The sequence below is a fragment of the Alicyclobacillus acidiphilus NBRC 100859 genome, assembly GCF_001544355.1.
GTDB lineage: Bacteria > Bacillota > Bacilli > Alicyclobacillales > Alicyclobacillaceae > Alicyclobacillus > Alicyclobacillus acidiphilus.
In genome coordinates this window covers 26,697-47,323 of sequence record NZ_BCQI01000002.1, presented here as the reverse complement: position 1 = coordinate 47,323, position 20,627 = coordinate 26,697, and the positions used below count along the sequence as shown (strand labels likewise).

Sequence of the window (20,627 nt, the reverse complement as noted above, 5' to 3'; positions counted from 1 at the left end):
GCAACGCCCACATCCAGTCGGATCTCACATCCCGTAAATAGTACCATCCGACAAATTGTACGGTCAACGAGCAAAATTCAACCAAATTGCCAAACTGCGCGAAGCGTCCAACACAGGTCTTCTGAAAAGACGCAGAACACCCCTACCCGCAGCAGGGGTGTTCGATCTCAAATCACCAACTCACCGAGACGAACCAGTTCCACAACCGCTTGTGACCGCCCTTTCACATTGAGCTTTTTCATCACATTTGAGGTGCGTTCACACAGGTACAATCGCAGGCGCACCATTTCCACAACACATGCAAGCGCCGATCCGGCGTCAGAACGACACATTCGACGACGGCCGACAGCGCGGCCCGCGCGGTGACGGGATCGTACTCGTCGAGGTGGCGAAACACGTTCAACATCTCCATCCATCGATCACGCTGACTCCTCAAGGCCTCCTTCGACAACCGTCGTTGTTCCAACCGTTCCATCTCGTCCTGGAGGCGGCGCTTCTCTTCGAGCAATTCAGCCCGATGTTTCTGGATCATGTCCAGCGGGAAGCCGCCTTCCGTATAGGCTGCCAGGGCCTTTTCCTGCCTCTGCTCATTTCGCTCCAATCGCCGCTGCAACAGGGCTAGCCGTTCGGTGATGCCGTGATCGACCGTGGACTGCAGTATCCAATCGACGAGCCGATCCGCCGTATCTGGATTGGTTGCAAAGGCACGCAGAGGCGTCAACACGGCGTCCAGAACATCCGAGTAGCGAACCAAGCTGTGATTTGCGCAAGCGTGCTTGCCGATCCGCTTCACGGCGGCGCATCCGACATACTTGTACGCCTGTCCGTTCCGCCCGCTTCGTCCCGATACGACGACTGCGCCGCCGCATGCGCCGCACTTCATCAAGCCCGACAACACGTTGCTGGTTCTGCGCAAGCCCTTGTTCTTCGCCTTCATGTCCATCGTGTCCTGGACAAGGTTGAACGCGGCGCGATCGACAAGGGCAGGATGATTGTTCCGCACGACGACCCACTCGTCCCGATCGCGCATCATCTGCCGTTTCACCTTCGAGTCCAGCTGGCGTGACAACCTGATGTCCACGTCGTTGCGCCAACGGTTCGCCACCAGATCGCCCGCGTACACTGGGTTGCGGAGAATTCGCTGAATGGTGCTGGCCTGCCACCATGTGTCGCCCTTGCCGCGCGACTTGCTTGCGGTGGGCACACCGCGGCGATTCAACTCTTCCGCGATCGCCTTGCTCCCCACCCCGGCGAGGTAGAGACGAAAGATCTCCTGGACGATGGGCGCCGTCCGTTCGTCTGGAACGAGCCGCTTGCCGGCCGTCTTGACGTATCCGAACGGTGGGACGTTGCCGATGTGCCTGCCCGTTGCGGCGGACTGTCGAAGCCCGCGGCGAATCGCCTTGCTCATTTCGTGGCTCTTGTGAGCCGCGACCATCGCGTGAACCGTGAAAATCATCTCGCTGTTGCGTCCGTCCACCGCCGTGTCGTAGCCTTCTTCGACGCTGATAATGCGAATTCCGTAGACTGTTTCCAGTCGCTTTTTGAGTGCCAGGGCGTCGGAGAGATCGCGGGCAAAACGAGAGATCGCGGTGAACACAACGGCGTCGAATCGACCGTTTCGAGCGTCCGCGACAAGCCTCCGCACCTCCGTTCGATTCTCCATCTCCGTTCCGCTCAAACCCGCATCGTTGTAAATCAGCCGATCATCCGTCTCCAAGCCAATGTCCTCAATGTATTCGCGGCAGGTCATCAGTTGATGGTCCGGAGAAAGTTTCTGTTCCTCGTGATCCGTAGACACTCGAATGTAGATAGCCGCGCGCATTCCACCACCTCGCAGGGCGAAGTAAGGCTAAACCATTCGCCGCCTAGTCAAGTTTGCTCGCCAGTGCCTGCGCCGCGATTTCCGCGGATCGGTCCACGCATTCCTGAACGGTCGGCCCCCGCTCATCACAGAAGTACTCCACGACGACGCCGCTCTTCAGTTCGCGTTCGCCGATTTTGCGCCTTGGACGCTCCTCGAGTCGCATCTGCCTCACACCCCTCGTTCGAGCCTATGCAGGACGGCTTTTCCCGTTTGCCTGACATGCCATTCGCATCGATCGACGGCCGCAAACAAAAAACGCGCCTCGGAAGGCGCGTACAAGTGTCTTAGGGTCAATGTCTTCAGGCCATGCCCGGCATCCATCACCTCAGCGATTCCAGAAACGTCCGAATGCGCTCCAACGCTTGTTCAATCAATTCCACCGACGTCGCGTATGAACAGCGAACAAAGCCTTCGCCCGTCTCGCCGAACACGTTGCCTGGCACGACGGCGACGCCTTGCTCGCGCAGGAGGCGTTCCGCGAACGCTTCCGACGACAAACCGGAGGAGCGAATGTCGGGAAACGCGTAGAACGCGCCTTTTGGCTCATGGCACGTCAGTCCAATCTCGTTGAAGCCCTGGACGATGAGCCGGCGGCGGCGATCGTAGCTTTCGACCATGCGCTCCATCTCCGACTCGCCGTTGCGCAAGGCCTCCAATGCGGCGCGCTGCGCCATATTCGAAGCGCACATGATGGTGTACTGGTGGATCTTCAGCATCGCTGACAACAACGGAGCCGGAGCCGCCACGTAACCGATTCGCCATCCCGTCATGGCGAAGGCTTTCGACATGCCGCTGATGACCACGGTGCGTTCTTTCATGCCTTCGAGAGACGCGATACTCGTGTGTTTTCCGTCGTACGTCAATTCGGCATAGATCTCGTCGGAGACCACAAATAAGTCGTGTTTGATCGCGACGTTCGCAATGCGTTCCAGATCTTCCTTCGACATCGTGGCCCCGGTTGGATTGTTCGGGAAACACAGGACGAGTACCTTGCTGTTCGGCGTGATCGCGCCCTCGAGCGCATCCGCGGTCAAGCGAAACTGATCCTCCGCGTGGGTCGGCACATCGATGGGCACGGCGCCAGCGAGCAGGGCACACGGCCGATACGATACATAAGTTGGCGCAGGTATCAATACCTCGTCCCCGGCGCAAACCAACATGCGCAAGGCGATGTCAATGGCTTCGCTGCCGCCCACCGTGACCATGATTTCGCTTGCTGGATCGTATGCCAGGTTGAACTTGGTCAAATAGTTCGCAATCTCGGCACACAGCTCTGGCAAGCCGCGATTCGACGTGTACGTGGTATAGCCTTGCTCCAGCGAATACATGCACGCTTCGCGGATGTGCCACGGCGTAACGAAATCAGGTTCGCCGACGCCAAGCGAGATGACGTCCTGCATCTGATTGGCGAGATCGAAAAATCTGCGGATGCCCGAAGGAGGCAAATTCACCACGACTGGCGACAGACGGTCATACAAGGAACTCATGGCGTAATCATCAGTCGCCTTTCCCCGTCCGTGTCGTCGAAGATCACGCCGTCGGATTTGTAGGTTTTCAGCAAAAAGTGCGTCGTGGTGCCGGTGACATTTTCAATGGTCGCCAGTTTTTCCGAAACGAAGCGGGAAACTTCGCGAATGTCGCGGCCCTCGACGATCACCTGCAAATCGAACCCGCCGGACATCAGTGAAACGGATTTCACTTCGTCGAAACGGTAGATTTTTTTGGCGATCGCGTCAAAACCGACTTCGCGCTGCGGCAGGACCCGCACGTCGATCACGGCCGTCACCTGGTTCGTCTCGAGCTTGTCCCAGTTGACGACTGCCGAATAGCGCAAAATGACCTTTTCCTCTTCCAGTTCCGTTACCGTCTGCGCGATCGTCTCCAATGGCTCGCCCAGCATTTTCGCAATCGACTCCAACGAAAGTTTGGCGTTGTCATGCAACAACTTGGCAACTTCGAGCCGCAGTTTGTCGCTCATCCAATGACCTCCATTTCTCCAGCCTGCGGTTCGCGCAGTAGCCATATCTCTTTAGAGATGTGGTTCCGGACAGTTTTTTCGCTGACGAACAACAATCCGGCAATCTCTTTGGTCGTCTTATCCTGTACGAGAAGTTCAAAGACTTCCCTCTCCCGGTTCGTGAGCAGCGATTTCATGCGCGCGTCCTTCGCAGAAGACATCCCCTTATCCCTCCTTGTCGCTTTCAATACAAGAGCGGGATACAGTCAGGGTATAGTATGACTCCGCCGCATGGAGCGTTCCGTCGTTTCACTCGGATGGGCGAACGATGGCGTCCCGCAAACGAGTCAAGCCCTCGGCCAAAAGACTTCTTGGGCAAGCGATATTCATGCGTTGGAAACCTTCGCCTTCCCGGCCAAACAAATGTCCTTCGTTGAGACCGACTCTCGCCTCGTGGACCAGCAAGTGATCCAGTTCCTGGACGCCAAGTTCCAAACCGCGGAAGTCCAGCCAGGCCAAATACGTGCCTTCCAAAGGAAACACCTTGACCGCCGGAATTTCCGTTTCGATAAAGGACTGCAGGTAGTTGAAATTTTCTTTGAGGTACAGCAACAGCGCGTCCAGCCAGGCCTCCCCTTCGTTGTACGCCGCGATCATCGCCTCCGATCCGAAGACGTTCAGTTCCGCCATCGACGCCTTTGCGGACATGGCAGCGTACCTCGCTTGGATGGCGGCATTGGGCGCCACAACGTAGGCCGTGTTGAGGCCGGCGAGGTTGAACGTCTTGCTCGGAGCGGCGCACGTGATCGAATTGGCGGCAAACCGTTCGCTCAAGGAGGCAAACGGGATGTGGCGGTGCGGAGCAAAGACGAGATCGGCGTGAATTTCATCGGCGACGACCAGCACCTGATGGCGCAGACAAATCTCGCCGATGCGCCGAAGTTCGTCTTCGTGCCAAACACGGCCCACCGGATTATGCGGCGAACACAGGAACATCACCTTCGCCTGTCTCGCCTTCTGTTCCAAATCGTCAAAATCCACTTCATATCGGCCGTCGCGTTCGACGAGCGGATTTTCCACGACCCGGCGTCCCCAGCTCTCGATGGTGCGCTTGAACGGGTGGTACACGGGCGGTTGAATCAACACGCCGTCCCCTGGCTGCGTGAACGCTTGGACAATCACAGCCAAGGCGGGTACGACACCGGGCGCAGGGACTATCCACGAACCGTCGATGGCCCAACCGTGACGACGTCCCATCCAGGATACGATACTGTCGGTGTACGCCTGCGACTTCACGGTGTATCCGTACACGCCGTGCTGCACTCGCCGCAGCAAAGCGTCCTGAACCGCTCGCGGCGACGCAAAGTCCATATCCGCCACCCACATCGGCAGCACGTCGTCTCTGCCAAATCGCGTCGCGAGCGTGTCCCACTTGGACGTCGCTGTGTTCACTCTATCAATCACGAGGTCAAATTCCTCTAGCATTCTTTGTGTCCCCCCATGCTGTTGACGTACATGCTGTGTTCTAATCTATCATATTGAACGCCCGCGCGAACCATCGGCCGTTCGTAAAAATCGCGAAATTCAAATCAAAGGCGCATTTCCCTCTTGCGATCTCGGGCGAGTTTCACTAATGTTAATTTAAGGGGTCGGAAAACATGGTTTTATCCCCGACGACTTGAAACAAGAAGCCTAGGAGGGCATGACATGGCAAAGGATGTGCTTGTTACAACCGATTGGGTTGCCGAACACAAGAACGACGCGAACGTGGTTCTGGTTGAAGTCGACGTGGACACCACAGCATACGACAGCGGCCATATCGAAGGCGCGATCGCATGGAACTGGACGACGCAATTGAACGACCAAGTTCGCCGCGATGTGTTGAACAAAGAGCAATGGGCTGAACTGCTCAGCAAGAGCGGAGTCACCCCGGACACGTTGTTGGTTCTCTACGGGGACAACAACAACTGGTTTGCCGCATTCGCCTACTGGCAATTGAAGCTGTTCGGACACGAGAACGTGAAATTGATGAACGGCGGACGCAAGAAGTGGGAACTCGAAGGCCGTGAATTGGTCACCGCCGTTCCAAACCGTCCGGCAACCAACTATCCGGTGCCAGCTGGCGATCTCGACACATCCATCCGCGCTCGTCAAATCGACGTGCTGAACGCGCTTGGCAAAGGCAACGTCGCCCTCGTCGACGTGCGGAGTCCACAAGAGTTTACGGGCGAAGTGATTGCACCTCCAGGCATGACGGAAACGGCTCAACGCGGCGGCCACATCCCAGGCGCGGTCAACGTTCCTTGGGCAAAAGCGGTCAACGAAGACGGCACGTTCAAATCCGAAGAAGAACTCAAAGAGCTCTATAGCTCCGTAGGTGTCACGCCGGATAAGGACGTCATTGCGTACTGCCGGATCGGTGAACGTTCCTCGCATACCTGGTTTGTGCTTCGCGAACTCCTTGGCTACCAGAACGTCAAGAACTACGATGGCTCCTGGACCGAATGGGGCTCCATGGTAGGCGTGCCCATTGAGCGATAATCCAATGGGGTTTTCCACAGAACTGAAGCCGAACGCGAAGCTCTTGTTCGGAGCGATGACGCAAAAGAAACAACCGGAACTCGCTCAGTTGTTCTTCCGCTCCGAAGTTCTGAACCGCTATCGCGAGACGGAAGGTTATCGCATCATCCGCACGGACACGTCCGGCAGGGTGAGCAAACCTGGCGGCTTCAGTGTGGACTTCGGCATCAGCGGTGACGGGGACGCATACATACACATTCCCGCGCAGGCTTGGGTTTACAAGATTCCGCAAAACGAACAAGAACATTGGCTGAACCATCTGGTATCACTTCCGATGAGCGAGAATTTCCTTCGAGGTATCGTGCGTCCGGGATGTATCGATGATGGTCCCATCCGCAACTGGTAACCATCGTTGGTAACGATGGTTATGATCTGGGGAAGCCCCTCTGGGCTTCCCCAAGTTATGTTCCGACTATGTTTTGGGAGTGACAGCGAGTGGACCGGATCACCGTGACCGAATTGGAGGGGCGAACGCTGCTGACGCGCACGGGTGGTTATCTCGACGGCTACGACTATACCCTGAATCCGTACGTCGGCTGTGTGTTCGGCTGCCACTACTGTTACGTGCGGGCCATGCCGGTGGCCAGATTCCACGCTGGCGAATGGGGAACGTATGTCGACGTCAAACGGACCGTCGAACGACGATTGGATCGCGAACTCGCCGCCGCCCGCCGCAGAGGCAGCGTTCGTATCTTCATGTCTTCGGCGACCGATCCGTACCAACCCATGGAAGCCAGATTCCGCGTGACACGCAGCGTCCTCGACGCACTGATTCGACAACCAGAGGCATTCGATTTTCTCTTTATCCAAACGAGGTCCCCGTTGGTGACCGCGGACCTGGAGCGAATCCGGGCGCTCGGCGACAAGGCGCTCGTTTCGATCACGGTGGAGACGGATCTGGACGATGTCCGCAAGCGTTTCTCACCAGCCGCGCCGCCGATTCCACTGCGGCTTCGGGCACTTTACACGTTGCGTGAAGCCGGAATACGGACGCAGGCGGCGGTGGCACCGGTCCTGCCGATGAGCGACGACTTCGGCCGCCGTCTCGCCGACGTGGTGGACGACGTCGTGATCGACAGCCTGTTCACTGGAGACGGCGCGAATGGCCGCAGGTCGCGAAGCTTTCGACTCGAGGAACGATACACGGACGAAGAACGAACCGTGTGGTGGGACGGTTGTCCCGACCAGCGAGCCTACGAAAGAATCGCCAGGTACTTTCCGAAAGAGCACATTTTTCTGAGCCGCGACGGATTTCTTCCGCCGTCGCTCCGGCAGACCGATTCGTGACCGCGCGAAAAAAAACGCGATGCCTGCATACGCATAGACACCGCGGTATCGAAATCATATGTCGTCTAAGTGTCGGAACACCGTCCAGGCAACGGCAGGAAGAGCGTCAATGCTGCGCCTGCAAGTGCATGAACAGCGGATCGATTCGGCCTTCCCGCTTCGCCGACACTTCACATTCTTCAGAGCAGAATCCAGCCGTCATCTGCTCGCACTGCTCACAGCAAATGTGCTGACGGTGACAGTCCAAGTAAGCGCAATTGATATATCGATCACTCGGCTGCCCGCAGTGACTGCAATGCGCGATCACGGTGTCTTCATCCGTGTGATTGATTCGCACCGCGATTCGACCGTCAAACACGTAACACTTGCCGTCGAACAGATGGCCTTTGACCTTTGGATCTTTCCCATAGGTCACAATGCCGCCGTCCAATTGATACACTTCATCGAGACCCTGCTTCAACAGGTATCCGGAGAGTTTTTCACAGCGAATGCCACCCGTACAGTACGTCAAAACCTTTTTCCCTTGGAATTCATCGCGGTGCGCTTGAATCCACTCCGGAAACTCCCGAAAAGTGCGAACATCCGGGCGAATCGCCTTGCGAAAGTGGCCAATCTCGTACTCGTAATCGTTCCGACCGTCAAGAACGACCACGTCGTCCCGCTGCAACATCTCGTGGAATTCCTCGGGTGACAGACGTTTGCCGGTCAACTCGTTGGGATTGACCGATTCGACACCGAAGTACACAATTTCCCGCTTGTGACGAACCGACATCCGCCTGAACGCGTGTTCAGAGGCTTCGTCGACCTTGAAGATCATATCGGCAAATCGCGGGTCTTGATGCATGAAGTGCATGTACGCCGCCGTCGCGCGTTTCAACCCTGAAACGGTGCCGTTGATTCCTTCCTTGGCCACAATGATCCTGCCGCGGAGGCCAAGCTGTTCGCACAGCGTGAGGTGTTCCGCAACAAACGCGTCGGGATCTTCGATCTGCACGTATTTATAGTAAAGTAAAATCTCGTAATCGAGCATGTCGCTTCCCCCTTCGCCCTTGCACAATCATTAGCTGCTGGTCGAGTTCCCTGTCGCGCTGCTCGATTGGCTTACTTCGTTTGGACTTGCGATGAGCCATTTGCCATCGACTTTCTTGACGTAGAGAACGCCGCCTTGTTCACTTGAAAACTGAACCTGTGCCAAGTCGCCTTGTTCGCCGGTCAATGCAAAGGACGATTCAGCAGGATCCATCGAAAGATACAAGTTGTACAGTGAAGCATGCCAACCTGGCGTGTTTTGGAATGTCGGCGTCATCAATTTCTTCGCTTGATCAAACTCCTGCAATTCGACAAAGCCAATGAAGCGCTCCACCGTATTGAGCGGCGTGTTGCTTCGTTGGTCATTCAAGATGGACCGCAATAAGAAGAATGAGCCAAACCCCAATATGAGCACTGACACGACGAGAATGATGAAACTATTCGTCCGAGCGCGGCTGCGCCTCTGTTGCGTCTGTGTATTCAATCTCAAACCTCCAAGAAAAAGATCGACCACGCCAAAGCCCTCCGGCCAGCGCCCGATACGCTGGGACAGAGGGCTCGGCCGTCTTTACTTTCGCAACCATGCACCAATCGCACGATACGTAACTTGTCGGTTCATCGCGGCGATGGAAGTCGTCAGTGGAATGCCTTTTGGACAAACTTGGACACAGTTTTGGGCATTTCCACACTCGTGGATGCCGCCTTCGCCCATCAAAGCCTCCAAACGGTCTTCCTTGTTCATGGCACCCGTCGGATGCATGTTGAACAGTCTCGCTTGCGAAATCGCAAAGGGTCCGATAAATGAATTCTTGTCATTGACATTCGGACAGGCCTCCACGCACGCGCCGCACGTGAAGCAACGCGAAAGTTCGTAGGCGATCTGCTGATCCGACGCGGACATCCGCGGCCCTGGCCCCAAATCGTACGTCCCGTCGATGGGCACCCACGCCTTCACTTTCTTCAGCGCGTCGAACATGCGGCTGCGATCCACGACCAAATCACGAACCACGGGGAACGTCCGCATCGGCCGCAGCCGAATGGGCTGCTCCAGTTTGTCCACGAGAGTCGAACACGCCTGGCGCGGCTTGCCGTTGATGACCATGGTGCACGCTCCGCAGATCTCTTCCAGACAGTTCATTTCCCATGTGACCGGGGCGATCGGCTCGCCCTTCTTGTTGACCGGATTGCGCTGAATCTCCATCAAACACGCAATCACGTTCATTCCAGGCCTGTACGGAACTTCAAATTCTTCCGTATACGCCGGTGATTCGGCGTCCTTTTGACGTTCGATAATCAGGTGGACCGTCCTCGTGTCTTGAGCTGTTGTTTCCATATTCACGCTCATTCCTTGGTGGCCTCCTTGCTGACCGCATAGTTGCGCAACCGCGGTTTAATCAGCGACACGTCCACGTCCTCGTAGGAAATCTTCGGGCCGTCCGGCGTGTGTTCCGCAATGGTCGTCTTCAGGAACCGCTCGTCGTCGCGTTCCGGAAATTCCGGTTTGTAGTGGGCGCCGCGGCTCTCGTCCCGATAGAGCGCGCCAAGCGTGATGACGCGGGCCATCACCAGCATGTTTTTCAAGTGACGCGTGAACTGCGCCATCTGATTTTCCCAACGCGACCTGTCAGCCATGTTGATCCGTTTAAACCGCTCCTGCAGTTCGAGGATCTTTTCGTCGGTCTGGCGCAGCCGCTCGTTCACACGGACGACAGTGACGTTGTCATTCATCCACTGCCCCAGTTCGCGGTGCAACTGGTATGGGTTTTCGTCTCCCTCCATGCGGAGGATGTCCTCAAACTCGTCCTGATATTTCTTCTGATACGATTCAAACAGCGATTCCGGCAGACTGTCGACCGACCTCTTCACGTTCTTGGCGTAGCGAACGGCATTGGGTCCGGCGATCATGCCGCCATAAATACATGAAAGAAGCGAGTTTGCACCGAGACGGTTTGCGCCGTGGTATTGATACTCGGCTTCGCCGGCCGCAAACAGCCCAGGAATATTGGTCATCTGATCGATATCGACCCAAAGTCCGCCCATCGTATAGTGCACGGCCGGGAAGATGCGCATGGGCACCTTGCGCGGGTCGTCGCCGACGAACTTCTCGTAGATGTCCAGAATGTTGCCGAGTTTCACGTTGAGGACATTGGCCGGAATGTGGGAGAGATCGAGATAAACCTGATTTTCTCCATTCACCCCGAGCCCCATCTCGACGCACACTTTGTGAATGGCCCGAGTCGCTACGTCGCGAGGCACGAGGTTTCCGTATTCCGGATACATTTCTTCAAGGAAGTACCACGGCTTGCCGTCCTTGTAGGTCCAGATGCGACCACCCTCGCCGCGCGCGGACTCGGACATCAGGCGAAGCTTGTCGTCTCCCGGTATCGCGGTTGGGTGCACCTGAATCATCTCGCCGTTTGCGTACTTCACGCCTTGCTGATACAGTTCCGAACCGGCCGATCCGGTGTTGATCATGGAGTTTGTGCTCTTTCCGAAGATCAAACCGTTGCCGCCGGTGCACATGACAACCGCGTCAGACTTGAAATAGTGTATCTCCATCGAGCGCAAATCCTGCGCACAAATCCCACGGCAAATCTGTTCGTCGTCGAGGACCGCGCCAAGAAAATCCCAGCCCTCGTATTTCTCTACGAGACCAGCTACCTCGTAGCGGCGAACCTGCTCGTCGAGCGCGTACAGCAACTGCTGACCCGTCGAAGCGCCGGCAAACGCCGTCCGATGGTGTTTCGTGCCGCCGAAACGCCGAAAATCGAGTAATCCTTCAGGTGTCCGGTTGAACATCACGCCCATGCGGTCCATCAGGTGGATAATCGCAGGCGCAGCTTCGCACATGCCAAGCACCTGCCGCTGGTTCGCCAGGAAGTCGCCGCCGTATATGGTATCGTCGAAGTGTTCCCACGGCGAGTCGCCCTCGCCCTTGGTGTTTACCGCTCCGTTGATGCCGCCTTGGGCGCAAACGGAGTGGGAACGTTTTACGGGAACAAGTGAAAATAGTTTAACTGGAACGCCTGCTTCAGCGATTTTGATCGTCGTCATAAGGCCAGCCAGTCCGCCGCCGACAACGATGATCGTCTGTTCTGCCACGATGAAGTTCCCTCCCATGCTCCCTGTCCTGTATCGGTCAAATGGGCGAAGACCCTTAGGCCGAATGTGTAAACGCGATAAGGGACGCGACGCCCATACCTGCCAATACGACGAACACAATCATGGTCACCCAAGCTGTGATCTTCTGAGCGCGGGCGCCAACCGTAATACCCCAGTGGATGCAAAAGGACCAGAGGCCGTTTGCAAAATGGAACGTCGCCGCGACGACGCCAACCACCATGAACCAGAAGTACGCAGGATTGGATACGAGGTTGTGAACCATGTCGAAGGTCGGCGCATTGCCAGAAAAACGCGTGGTCCACAGGTGGAAAATAATGAACACAAACGTAATCACGCCCGTGATCCGCTGCACAGTGAACAACACATTTCTCGCCCACGAATACTGGCCCGCGTTGTACCCGGAAACGAACGCCACGTACAACCCAAAGACACCGTGATAGGTGATGGGTAGAAAGATAAAGAAGAATTCGATGAAGTGAAGCAACGGCAAAGATTGAATGGCTTCGACAGCGTTGTTGTACGAAGCTGCGCCATCAAGCGCTGTCGCATTGGTGAACAGGTGCTCCAACAAAAATAGCCCAACCGGAATCACACCGGACAACGTATGTAACCGCCGCCACAGAAATTCCCGATTGCCGCGCGATGCTTGGGCCACTGCCACAAAGTTTCCTCCTTTCGACTCCTAGCCAGTTCTCGTTGCATATGTAACGGTAGCCGCTGGACGGCTACCTACCGGATAGGGTACTTCTTGTGTTCGTAGAAGCGCGTGACGGAGTTGTCGATCACGTCGCATCACGAACTCGTATTTGCACCTACTAAATTGTAATGATTGGTGTCGAACGGGTCAAGAAATGTCGTGCTCCACAGAAGGCGCATCTGAGCCGCCGGCGGCTTCCGACACGCCCAGCGAACTCCGGACGTGATCGAGAACCGATGACGCCAGCTTGTCGCCGATGCCGAGACCGCGAAAATCGTCCATGGAAGCCTCCGCGATCGCCTTCACGGAGCCAAAATGACGAAGCAACGCCTTTCGCCGCTCAGGGCCAACGCCGGGTATCTCGTCGAGGATCGACGTCAGCCCAGTGCGTTTGCGCGTCTGCCTGTGAAAGTCGACGGCGAAGCGGTGAACCTCGTCCTGAATGCGCTCGAGCAAGTAGAAAGCCTGCGAGTGCCGTCCAATTTGGACAGGCGCGTCCTCGTCCATAAAGAACAACTGACTCGTCCGATGTCGATCGTCCTTGGCGAGACCACAGACGGGAATGTCGAGTCCCAGTTCACCTTCAATCACTTCGAGCGCCGCCGCCAACTGGCCCTTGCCGCCGTCGATCACGACGAGGTCGGGCAACGCTTTGCCCTCGCGCTGCAGACGACTGTAGCGACGCCGGATCACCTCTCGCATCGAATTGTAGTCGTCCGGCCCAGTGACCGATTTGATCTTGTACTTTCGGTATTCCGATCTCGCCGGCTTTCCGTCGATAAAGACGACCATCGCCGCCACCGCGTCGGCCCCTTGGATATTCGAGTTGTCGAACGACTCGATGCGCCTTGGCGGGGCGATCGCCAGGACGTCGCCGAGTTCCATGATCGCCCCCAGCGTACGATCCATATTCTTCTCAATCAGCCGCAGTTTTTCCTCGAGTGCCTGCCGGGCGTTTTCCGTCGCCAACGCGACGAAATCCCGCTTCTGTCCACGCTTCGGCTGAAGCACTTTCGCATCCAGCACCATCTCCAACGCTTCGCTCGGCACGCCCTCAGGCAGCAGAATCTCGCTCGGCACGTCGGCGCGCTCGTGGTAGAACTGTTCGACGTAGGACATGAAATCGACGACGGGATCGTCGTAATGCGGCATGATCACGACGGAGCGTTCAATCAGTTTGCCGCTGCGCACATAGAACACCTGAATGCTGAGCAGTCCTTTGTCTTCGGCGAAGCCGAACACGTCGCGATCGATCCCGTCCGGCGTCGTCATCTTCTGATCTTCCATCACCTGTTCGATATGACGAATTTGATCCCGCAACTCCGACGCGCGTTCGAACTCAAGCGCGTCAGCGGCTTCCGTCATCTTCGCGGTCAAATCGCGCACGACCTCGCGATGTCCGCCGTTCAAGAAGCTGGTGATTTCCTTGGTCATTTGCTGATACGTTTCGTCCGGCACCTCAAATTCACACGGAGCCAAACACTGATGAATGTGGTAGTAAAGACAGACTTGCTTCTTGAGCGTCTTGCACTTGCGCAGCGGGTACAGGCGATCCAGCAGGCGCTTCGTCGCTTGCGCGGAGAAGGCGCTCGGATAAGGGCCAAAATACTTCGCGCCGTCCTTCTTCACGCGCCGCACAATCTGCAACCGCGGATGGCGCTCGCGCGTCAATTTGATGTACGGGTACGTCTTGTCATCTCGCAGCATGATGTTGTAAGGCGGCGTGTGCTGCTTGATCAGGTTGCACTCCAACACCAGCGCCTCCGCCACCGTATCGGTGACGATATATTCGAAGTCGCAGATATTCGAGACGAGCGCTTGTGTCTTGCGATCGTGCGATCCCGTAAAGTACGACCTCACCCGATTACGAAGGACTTTCGCCTTGCCGACGTACAGAATCTCCCCGGCGCTTCCTTTCATCAGGTAGACACCGGGCTTCGTCGGAAGCAGAGCGAGCTTATCTTGAAGCATTTGATTCACGGTCGCTCACCTCATCACTACTGAACCCTTGCAATGACCAAATCACTGCCTCCGCCGACGCGTTCAACCCAGGCCAAATACGATCCGCTGACGCCGAACGCGTCAATCGGCGTGTTCAGGTTGTCAGCCGCCACCGACGCCTTCGTGGTCGCGAGCGGAGCCATCAATAACTGCATCTCTTCATTGTCGCTCGAATCCGGCGTCGTTTCCACCCACCACAATGATCCAGAAACCCCTTCAACCGCCCAGTGCGCCTGTCCATCGACCGGAGGTCCGTAGTAGCGGTTGAGTGATCCGTCCTGCGAGAGCGAGTACCAAACGGCCGTATTGTTGTCGGACGTCGTGTCCTTTCCGGCAATGCCTTGGAACATCAAACCATTCGAAATCACGATGGGCGACTGCATCAACCCAAACGACGCCGGAATCGATTTTTCGTACGTCAATGCCCGCAACGGATCCGTGCCAGACAGGGAATACAGCTGTATCGGCAACCCGAGCGGCGCTTCGCCGGCAACCGTGGACAAACCTCGCTGCACCGCGATCTCCCCGTCGCCGACGGCGACGACGGCACGATTCGAAACGCCTTTTTCCGGCGCGATCGTGTCGACAATACTGTACTTGCCGTTTGAACGATTCATCGCATAGATTTGGACGATCTGATCTTGGCCAGGACCTTGGTCTGTCCAAGTGACCACTGTAACCAACCACTGACGCATCGCGGAAATGGACCATTGCGCAATCGACCACGACGCGTCGTCCGTGGAGCCCGTGCGCGCTGTGGGCGGCACCAGTTCAAACGAGTACGCGTTTCCGTCCTCGACGCGAAGGGAGCTGCCCATGGCAAAACTGTGGTGATACACGCTGATTCGCGGCCAACTGTTGGCAGGTTCCTGTAAGACGCCGAAATACACGTCGCCTTCGTCGATCGCGACATGGTCGAGATCGACGTTTTCTCCCTTGGGAAGTTGATAAATGGCCGCTTGCGTCACCGGCAAATCGCCGACGTCGCGGGGCAAGTTCGGCCCTTGCGACTGTTTGGAGGAACTCTGCGGCAACTTCGGATGCATGTAGGACGCGAGTTCCGAACTGCCGCCGTAGATGGCCGCGCCTACACCCACTATGGCGAGCGCGACGACACCAACTCGAGCCCATGTTGGCCCACGATGGTGCCGCATGGCCTCCTGCATCGCGATATTGGCTCGCATCACCTGAACCGTCCGCGACAGCAGAGAAACCGGAATTTGCACCTGCTCCGCTTCGTCACTCTCCGGATCGCCACCGGCACCATCATCGCCCTCGATCGCGCCGTCACTCGTTCCGTCCGCAGACGGATCGCCATCCGATGCAGTTTTCCGGACGAATTCCTCGATGGGCACGACCTCATCCTCAATCGGCCCTTCCAACAAGCGATGCGGTATCGAGGAGCTCTCCACTTGCTCGATACAACTCTGGATAAACCCGTCCGAAAGAATGACTGCTTCTGGCCTTGTCAGTTTGAGGATTGCAACGACAAAGACCTGAAGAAAAGCCTCTTCCGCCTCCAACGCGTCGTCGTGCCGACGCAGTACAGCCTTCCACACGTCTGCGGCGTAGCGTTCCAACAGTTTGTCGACAAGGTTTCTACGCTCGCCACCCGACAGGTTCTTGCGCATTCGCGCCGCCTCTTTCGTGCATGTACATGTCATCACATGTCAATAGATCTCTGTATCATGATAACGGAGTCGCAGGCCGATTCCCAGTCTGGGATGATCCGCATCGGGCAGCATTGGACCGCAAAAAAGGCTGGCCAACCGCTTCAGCGTCTGGCGCAGCCCTGTCACTTCGTATCATTCATTGGTGGGTCATGAAGGACTCGAACCTTCAACCTGCCGATTAAGAGTCGGATGCTCTACCAATTGAGCTAATGACCCTCATCATCCATGGTGGTGACCCTAAGGGGATTCGAACCCCTATTACCGCCGTGAGAGGGCGGCGTCCTGAACCATTAGACGATAGGGCCTGATGGCTGCCGAACTAGGACTCGAACCTAGACTAACTGAGTCAGAGTCAGTCGTGCTACCATTACACCATTCGGCATCAGAACGAGTGTCAACGCCTTAAAATATACTCGCCCTTAGCCCATTTGTCAACACGCGGAGAATCTATTTTTGCAGGTTGACCAATTCGCCCCGCTCAATCAAATCCGCTGCCGCATTCAACCGCTGCACCGATGCTTCGCGGCCCAGCAGCGCCATCACGTCGAACAATCCCGGACCAACGGTCATACCCGTCAGCGCGAGGCGCGTCGGATGAATTAACTCCCCGCCCTTGACCTGCAACTCCTCAATCAACTCGCGAAACGCGCGTTCGATCACGACCGTCGTAAAGGGCGCCACAGTCTGCAGTCTGTCGGCTACCAAGCGCAAACGATGCGGAACGTCCTGCCCGCTGAATTGCTTTTGAACACCCTTCGCGTCGTACGTGTTGACCTTTGCGAAATAAGGACGGACGCCATCCATCACATCGGTCCAATTGCGGCTGCGCGACAGGACGAACTCCGTCACCGTGCGAATCCAGGCGATGGTTGATCGATCGACCTCGTCAGCCCGGACATACCCCGACTCCACCCATGTCGGCCAGAGTTTCGCCACGACCGCATCGGGCGACTGGGATCGAAAATAGTGCGCGTTCAGCCACTCCAGCTTCTTCACATCGTAAATCGCGGCGTGCTTGGTGACGCGATCCAACTGAAACAGTTGAACGGCCTCATCCCGGCTGACGATCTCCTTGTCCTCTCCCGGCGAAAATCCCAGCAGCAGCAGATAATTGACCAAAGCCTCGGGTAAAATGCCCGCTTCGCGGTATTCGGAAACCGACGTGGCGCCATGCCGCTTGCTCAATTTGCTGCGATCCGGCGCCAGAATCATGGGCACATGGGCAAACAACGGCACTTCCACACCAAATGCTTGAAACAGCGCGACGTGCCGCGGCGTGTTCGACAGATGCTCCTCCGCCCGAATGACGTGCGAGATCTCCATCGCAGCGTCGTCTACACACGACGCAAAGTGATAGGTTGGCGTGCCATCCGCCTTCCAGATGATAAAATCGTCGATCTCGGAATTCTGAAACACAACATCGCCGCGAATCAGATCGCGCACCGTGGTCTCACCCGCCTCCGAGACACGAAGGCGATACACGTGCGCTTCTCCCGCTTCGATCCGGCGGTCCGCCTCTTCCCGAGGAATATGCCGACAACGCCCCGAATAGCGAGGCGCCCTTCCCTTCCGTTGCGCTTCCTCCCGCTCCGCCTGGAGCTGTTCAGCCGTACAAAAGCAAGGGTAGATGTGATCGGTCGCCTTGAGCTGCTCCAAGTATGTACGGTACACGTCGATTCGCTCGGATTGCCGATAGGGTCCAAACGTCCCGCCGACATCGGGACCCTCGTCCCAACCGATGCCGAGCCAACGAAGCGAATCGAGAATCTGTTGATACGACGCTTCTGTCGATCTCGCACGGTCTGTATCGTCGATTCTCAACACAAACGTCCCTTTTTGCTGCCGAGCAAACAACCAATTGAAGTACGCAGTCCGAGCCCCACCAATATGCAAAGCGCCAGTTGGGCTAGGCGCAAAACGCACTCTGATCTGCTTTCCCATCCCGTCAAAACCTCCTGCATGGATACCCTGTCATCGTGAGCGCACAATACGAATGAGGTGAAACCAATGACCAAACGTCTGAAGCGCGACGCCGATGTTCAAAATCGAGACATAGACAGCCCAAATTCGGGAAGCTACGACCCAGGTCCAATCGAAGAAGGCGAAACAGACTACCCCACCGCCGAATTGTGGGAAGCCCAATCCGCCACATACGATCTCGCCGTCGAAGAATTTCCGGACGGCCCTTACGGAGCAGCGACCAACGCCAGCCGCTTAGGCAAGAGCTCGGACTGGCTGCCAGGGCAAGCCGTGTCCGGGCGTTACCGCGACGCCAACATGATTCGCTCGGATCGACATGTCGCGTTGCATGAACCCGAATCCGATGCGCCAGAGAACACGCTGGAGAGCGAAAACTAAAACTCGCCAGCCTCGAGCCAGCGAGACGGCCTGGTTCAGCCGCTCACAACAACGGATGGCTGCTGGATCATGGCTCACACCATTGCCAACAACCTCCTATTGTCCGATATAACCAGGCTAGGTAACATAATAACACGAACAGTCAATTCTTTATTGCGCGCGGCCCCCTAATCCGGTTGGTTTACCAAGGGGGCCGTCGTGCTTCTTCCCATCATGCGCTCGAGATGACCCGAGCATACACTCAAACGGTGCGCCTCAACCCTTCGATACATAGGTCATTTTCCGCTTCCGTGCCAAATGTGATACGCACATACGCGTCGAGTCCCGGGTAACCCGCGCGCAGCAAGATGCCCTCTTTACGCAGGGCCTCGAACACGCGAACACCGTCGCCGACGTCGACCAACACGAAGTTTGCCTCCGTGGGCACGCAGCGCATGCCATACTCGTTGAGAACTTCATATTGCTTCCTGCTCTGCATGGCCAACTGCTTTGAACGTTTCACGTGCTCGACATCTTGCAAAGCGGCGATGGCCCCAACCTGCGCGATTCGATTGACGTTAAACGGCTCCCGCACTCGATGCATGAACGAAAACACTTCCGGGTTGCCCAAGGCGTAACCAACGCGCAGCCCAGCCAGTCCATACAGCTTCGAAAACGTATATAGACAACATAGATTCGGTCGGGACAGCAGCCTCGGCTCGAATTGAAACCGATCAGCCGACGTCGCATAGTTGTCGTAGGCCATGTCGACAACGACGAATACGTGTTCCGGCAAACGCTCCATCAACCACGAAAACTCCGCCTGCCGCAAAACCGTGCCTGTCGGGTTGTTCGGCGTACACAGGTACAACAGTTTCGTCCGCGGCGTCACCGCCGCCAGCATGCGTTCGACATCGTACGTGAAATCGGCCTTCAACGGCACGGAAACGACCTTCGCCTTCATGATGTGCGCACCAAACGCGTACTGCGAAAACGACGGAAACGGCATCACGATTTCATCCGAATCATCCAAAAATGTCTCGGAGATCAGCTTGATAATATCGTCCGATCCGTTGCCAACGAACACATTGGAAGGCGCCACGCCGTGGTGTGCCGCGATGGCTTCGCGAACCAAATCGCTCCCACCATCAGGATATAGATGCAATTTCGGCAATTCCGCCTGCATGGCTTGAACGGCAAGCGGCGACGGTCCCAACGTATTTTCGTTCGAATTCAGCTTCACAAGCGGCCGATTGCCGAGTTCCCTGCGCAACTGTTCGTCGCTGAGACCAGGCTTGTATGGCTCGATGTCTTTCAAATTTTGACGAACTTGCTGACCCGTGTTGAACAATCCAACGCACCCCCACAAAAACCTATCCATCTATTGTAGATGACCAGCCGCCCCTCGACTAGTCCAAGTTTCCGTTCGATCACGCGCGAATCGACGGCTGCTGCGGAGGCGTCGCCGCCTTTGGGGGCGCGTCCCCACCGGACTTGGTTGTCTGGCCCAAACCAGCGGACAAGGCAAACTTCCACGTCTGTTCGACGGTCAATCCTGAGCGCTTCACTTTGTCGCGCGGCACAATCACCGTGGTTCCAGCGAACTGAAACGCGTTCGGCAAATAGACGGACACATGTGTTCCATCGGGATCGATGGACTCAGGCAATTGCTCGGATGTGATAAATCCCAAAACCCTCGCCCGCTCATCCGGCCATTCGACGATCACCGGCGTTTGAAACGCGTTTTTGCGATTGAATAAATTGTCGATCAATTCCTTGGCAGTCGTGTACAGGGTGCTGATGACGGGAATCCGCATGAACAGTTTATCCGCCCATGAGAACAGCACGCGGCTGATGTAGATTCGCGAGAGAAATCCGAAAAAGACAATGGCGACCAGCACGATGGCAAAACCTAAGCCTGGGATGTGCAAATAGACCCACGGAATGTACCAGCTAACCAACCCATCCACTTGATTGACGACAAATACAACAACCCAAATCGCGAAAGCGAATGGCAGGACAGTTGCCAAACCGATCCCAAAATGCCGACCAATCACGCGAACAAGCCATCTCATC

At 56.5% G+C, this 20,627-nt stretch carries 20 protein-coding genes, 3 tRNA genes and 1 pseudogene; 4 read left to right on the top strand and 20 right to left on the bottom strand.

What is annotated here, in order from left to right:
- Positions 1-167: 167 nt before the first annotated feature.
- From AAC01S_RS19125 to AAC01S_RS01165, 7 genes and pseudogenes are all read right to left on the bottom strand, one after another.
- Positions 168-251, bottom strand: a pseudogene (locus tag AAC01S_RS19125) (helix-turn-helix domain-containing protein); the annotation flags it as partial.
- The gene (locus AAC01S_RS01185) at positions 242-1,825 is read right to left on the bottom strand and encodes a recombinase family protein (RefSeq protein WP_067617483.1); all 1,584 of its coding nucleotides are present in this window, start codon (positions 1,823-1,825) and stop codon (positions 242-244) included. The pseudogene AAC01S_RS19125 and the gene AAC01S_RS01185, both read right to left, overlap by 10 nt.
- Positions 1,826-1,868: 43 nt before the next feature.
- Positions 1,869-2,030 carry a hypothetical protein gene (locus AAC01S_RS19120; protein WP_157070994.1) on the bottom strand — a complete coding sequence of 54 codons (162 nt, stop codon included), beginning with the start codon at positions 2,028-2,030 and terminating at the stop codon, positions 1,869-1,871.
- Positions 2,031-2,187: 157 nt separating this feature from the next.
- Positions 2,188-3,354, bottom strand: coding sequence for an aminotransferase class I/II-fold pyridoxal phosphate-dependent enzyme (locus AAC01S_RS01180; protein WP_067617480.1), 1,167 nt, complete (start codon positions 3,352-3,354; stop codon positions 2,188-2,190).
- Positions 3,351-3,845 carry an Lrp/AsnC family transcriptional regulator gene (locus AAC01S_RS01175; protein ID WP_067617477.1) on the bottom strand — a complete coding sequence of 165 codons (495 nt, stop codon included), beginning with the start codon at positions 3,843-3,845 and terminating at the stop codon, positions 3,351-3,353. The genes AAC01S_RS01180 and AAC01S_RS01175 overlap by 4 nt, the downstream gene beginning before the upstream one ends.
- Complete coding sequence (locus AAC01S_RS01170; protein WP_067617474.1) at positions 3,842-4,045, bottom strand: LuxR C-terminal-related transcriptional regulator; 204 nt, start codon at positions 4,043-4,045, stop codon at positions 3,842-3,844. The genes AAC01S_RS01175 and AAC01S_RS01170 overlap by 4 nt, the downstream gene beginning before the upstream one ends.
- Before the next feature lie 88 nt (positions 4,046-4,133).
- On the bottom strand, positions 4,134-5,309 hold the full coding sequence (locus tag AAC01S_RS01165) for a MalY/PatB family protein (protein WP_067617471.1): 1,176 nt from the start codon (positions 5,307-5,309) through the stop codon (positions 4,134-4,136).
- Positions 5,310-5,531: 222 nt separating this feature from the next.
- Here AAC01S_RS01165 and AAC01S_RS01160 point away from each other — a divergent pair, with 222 nt between their 5' ends.
- From AAC01S_RS01160 to AAC01S_RS01150, 3 genes are all read left to right on the top strand, one after another.
- The gene (locus AAC01S_RS01160) at positions 5,532-6,365 is read left to right on the top strand and encodes a sulfurtransferase (protein WP_067617468.1); all 834 of its coding nucleotides are present in this window, start codon (positions 5,532-5,534) and stop codon (positions 6,363-6,365) included.
- A 4-nt stretch (positions 6,366-6,369) separates the two neighbouring features.
- On the top strand, positions 6,370-6,750 hold the full coding sequence (locus AAC01S_RS01155) for a hypothetical protein (RefSeq protein ID WP_067617465.1): 381 nt from the start codon (positions 6,370-6,372) through the stop codon (positions 6,748-6,750).
- Positions 6,751-6,839: 89 nt separating this feature from the next.
- The gene (locus AAC01S_RS01150) at positions 6,840-7,691 is read left to right on the top strand and encodes an SPL family radical SAM protein (RefSeq protein ID WP_245630005.1); all 852 of its coding nucleotides are present in this window, start codon (positions 6,840-6,842) and stop codon (positions 7,689-7,691) included.
- A gap of 106 nt (positions 7,692-7,797) precedes the next feature.
- Here the strand turns inward: AAC01S_RS01150 and trhO are convergent, their stop codons facing one another.
- The 11 genes from trhO to gltX form a co-directional block, all read right to left on the bottom strand.
- Complete coding sequence (gene trhO, locus AAC01S_RS01145) at positions 7,798-8,721, bottom strand: oxygen-dependent tRNA uridine(34) hydroxylase TrhO (RefSeq protein WP_067617462.1); 924 nt, start codon at positions 8,719-8,721, stop codon at positions 7,798-7,800.
- 30 nt (positions 8,722-8,751) lie between these two features.
- Complete coding sequence (locus tag AAC01S_RS01140; protein WP_067617826.1) at positions 8,752-9,204, bottom strand: hypothetical protein; 453 nt, start codon at positions 9,202-9,204, stop codon at positions 8,752-8,754.
- A gap of 84 nt (positions 9,205-9,288) precedes the next feature.
- Positions 9,289-10,053, bottom strand: coding sequence for a succinate dehydrogenase iron-sulfur subunit (gene sdhB, locus AAC01S_RS01135; protein WP_174520808.1), 765 nt, complete (start codon positions 10,051-10,053; stop codon positions 9,289-9,291).
- A gap of 8 nt (positions 10,054-10,061) precedes the next feature.
- Entirely contained in the window at positions 10,062-11,822 is a 1,761-nt protein-coding gene (gene sdhA, locus AAC01S_RS01130; RefSeq protein WP_067617456.1) for a succinate dehydrogenase flavoprotein subunit, read from the bottom strand.
- 55 nt (positions 11,823-11,877) lie between these two features.
- A complete protein-coding gene (locus AAC01S_RS01125) occupies positions 11,878-12,504 on the bottom strand; it encodes a succinate dehydrogenase cytochrome b558 subunit (protein WP_067617453.1) in 627 nt (208 codons plus the stop codon).
- A gap of 183 nt (positions 12,505-12,687) precedes the next feature.
- Entirely contained in the window at positions 12,688-14,520 is a 1,833-nt protein-coding gene (gene uvrC / locus AAC01S_RS01120) for an excinuclease ABC subunit UvrC (protein ID WP_067617452.1), read from the bottom strand.
- Positions 14,521-14,537: 17 nt separating this feature from the next.
- Positions 14,538-16,172, bottom strand: coding sequence for a hypothetical protein (locus AAC01S_RS01115; RefSeq protein WP_067617449.1), 1,635 nt, complete (start codon positions 16,170-16,172; stop codon positions 14,538-14,540).
- Positions 16,173-16,354: 182 nt separating this feature from the next.
- A tRNA-Lys gene (locus AAC01S_RS01110) sits at positions 16,355-16,430 on the bottom strand.
- A gap of 13 nt (positions 16,431-16,443) precedes the next feature.
- A tRNA-Glu gene (locus AAC01S_RS01105) sits at positions 16,444-16,519 on the bottom strand.
- Between the two features lie 3 nt (positions 16,520-16,522).
- Positions 16,523-16,596, bottom strand: a tRNA-Gln gene (locus AAC01S_RS01100).
- Between the two features lie 65 nt (positions 16,597-16,661).
- Positions 16,662-18,155, bottom strand: a complete 1,494-nt coding sequence (gene gltX, locus AAC01S_RS01095) for a glutamate--tRNA ligase (RefSeq protein ID WP_067617446.1) — start codon at positions 18,153-18,155, stop codon at positions 16,662-16,664.
- Positions 18,156-18,221: 66 nt separating this feature from the next.
- Here gltX and AAC01S_RS01090 point away from each other — a divergent pair, with 66 nt between their 5' ends.
- A complete protein-coding gene (locus tag AAC01S_RS01090) occupies positions 18,222-18,572 on the top strand; it encodes a hypothetical protein (protein ID WP_067617443.1) in 351 nt (116 codons plus the stop codon).
- Between the two features lie 241 nt (positions 18,573-18,813).
- Here the strand turns inward: AAC01S_RS01090 and hisC are convergent, their stop codons facing one another.
- Together hisC and AAC01S_RS01080 are read right to left on the bottom strand one after the other, a co-directional pair.
- Positions 18,814-19,902, bottom strand: a complete 1,089-nt coding sequence (gene hisC, locus AAC01S_RS01085; protein ID WP_245630004.1) for a histidinol-phosphate transaminase — start codon at positions 19,900-19,902, stop codon at positions 18,814-18,816.
- A gap of 79 nt (positions 19,903-19,981) precedes the next feature.
- Positions 19,982-20,626 carry a DUF502 domain-containing protein gene (locus AAC01S_RS01080; protein WP_067617437.1) on the bottom strand — a complete coding sequence of 215 codons (645 nt, stop codon included), beginning with the start codon at positions 20,624-20,626 and terminating at the stop codon, positions 19,982-19,984.
- Position 20,627 lies beyond the last annotated feature (1 nt).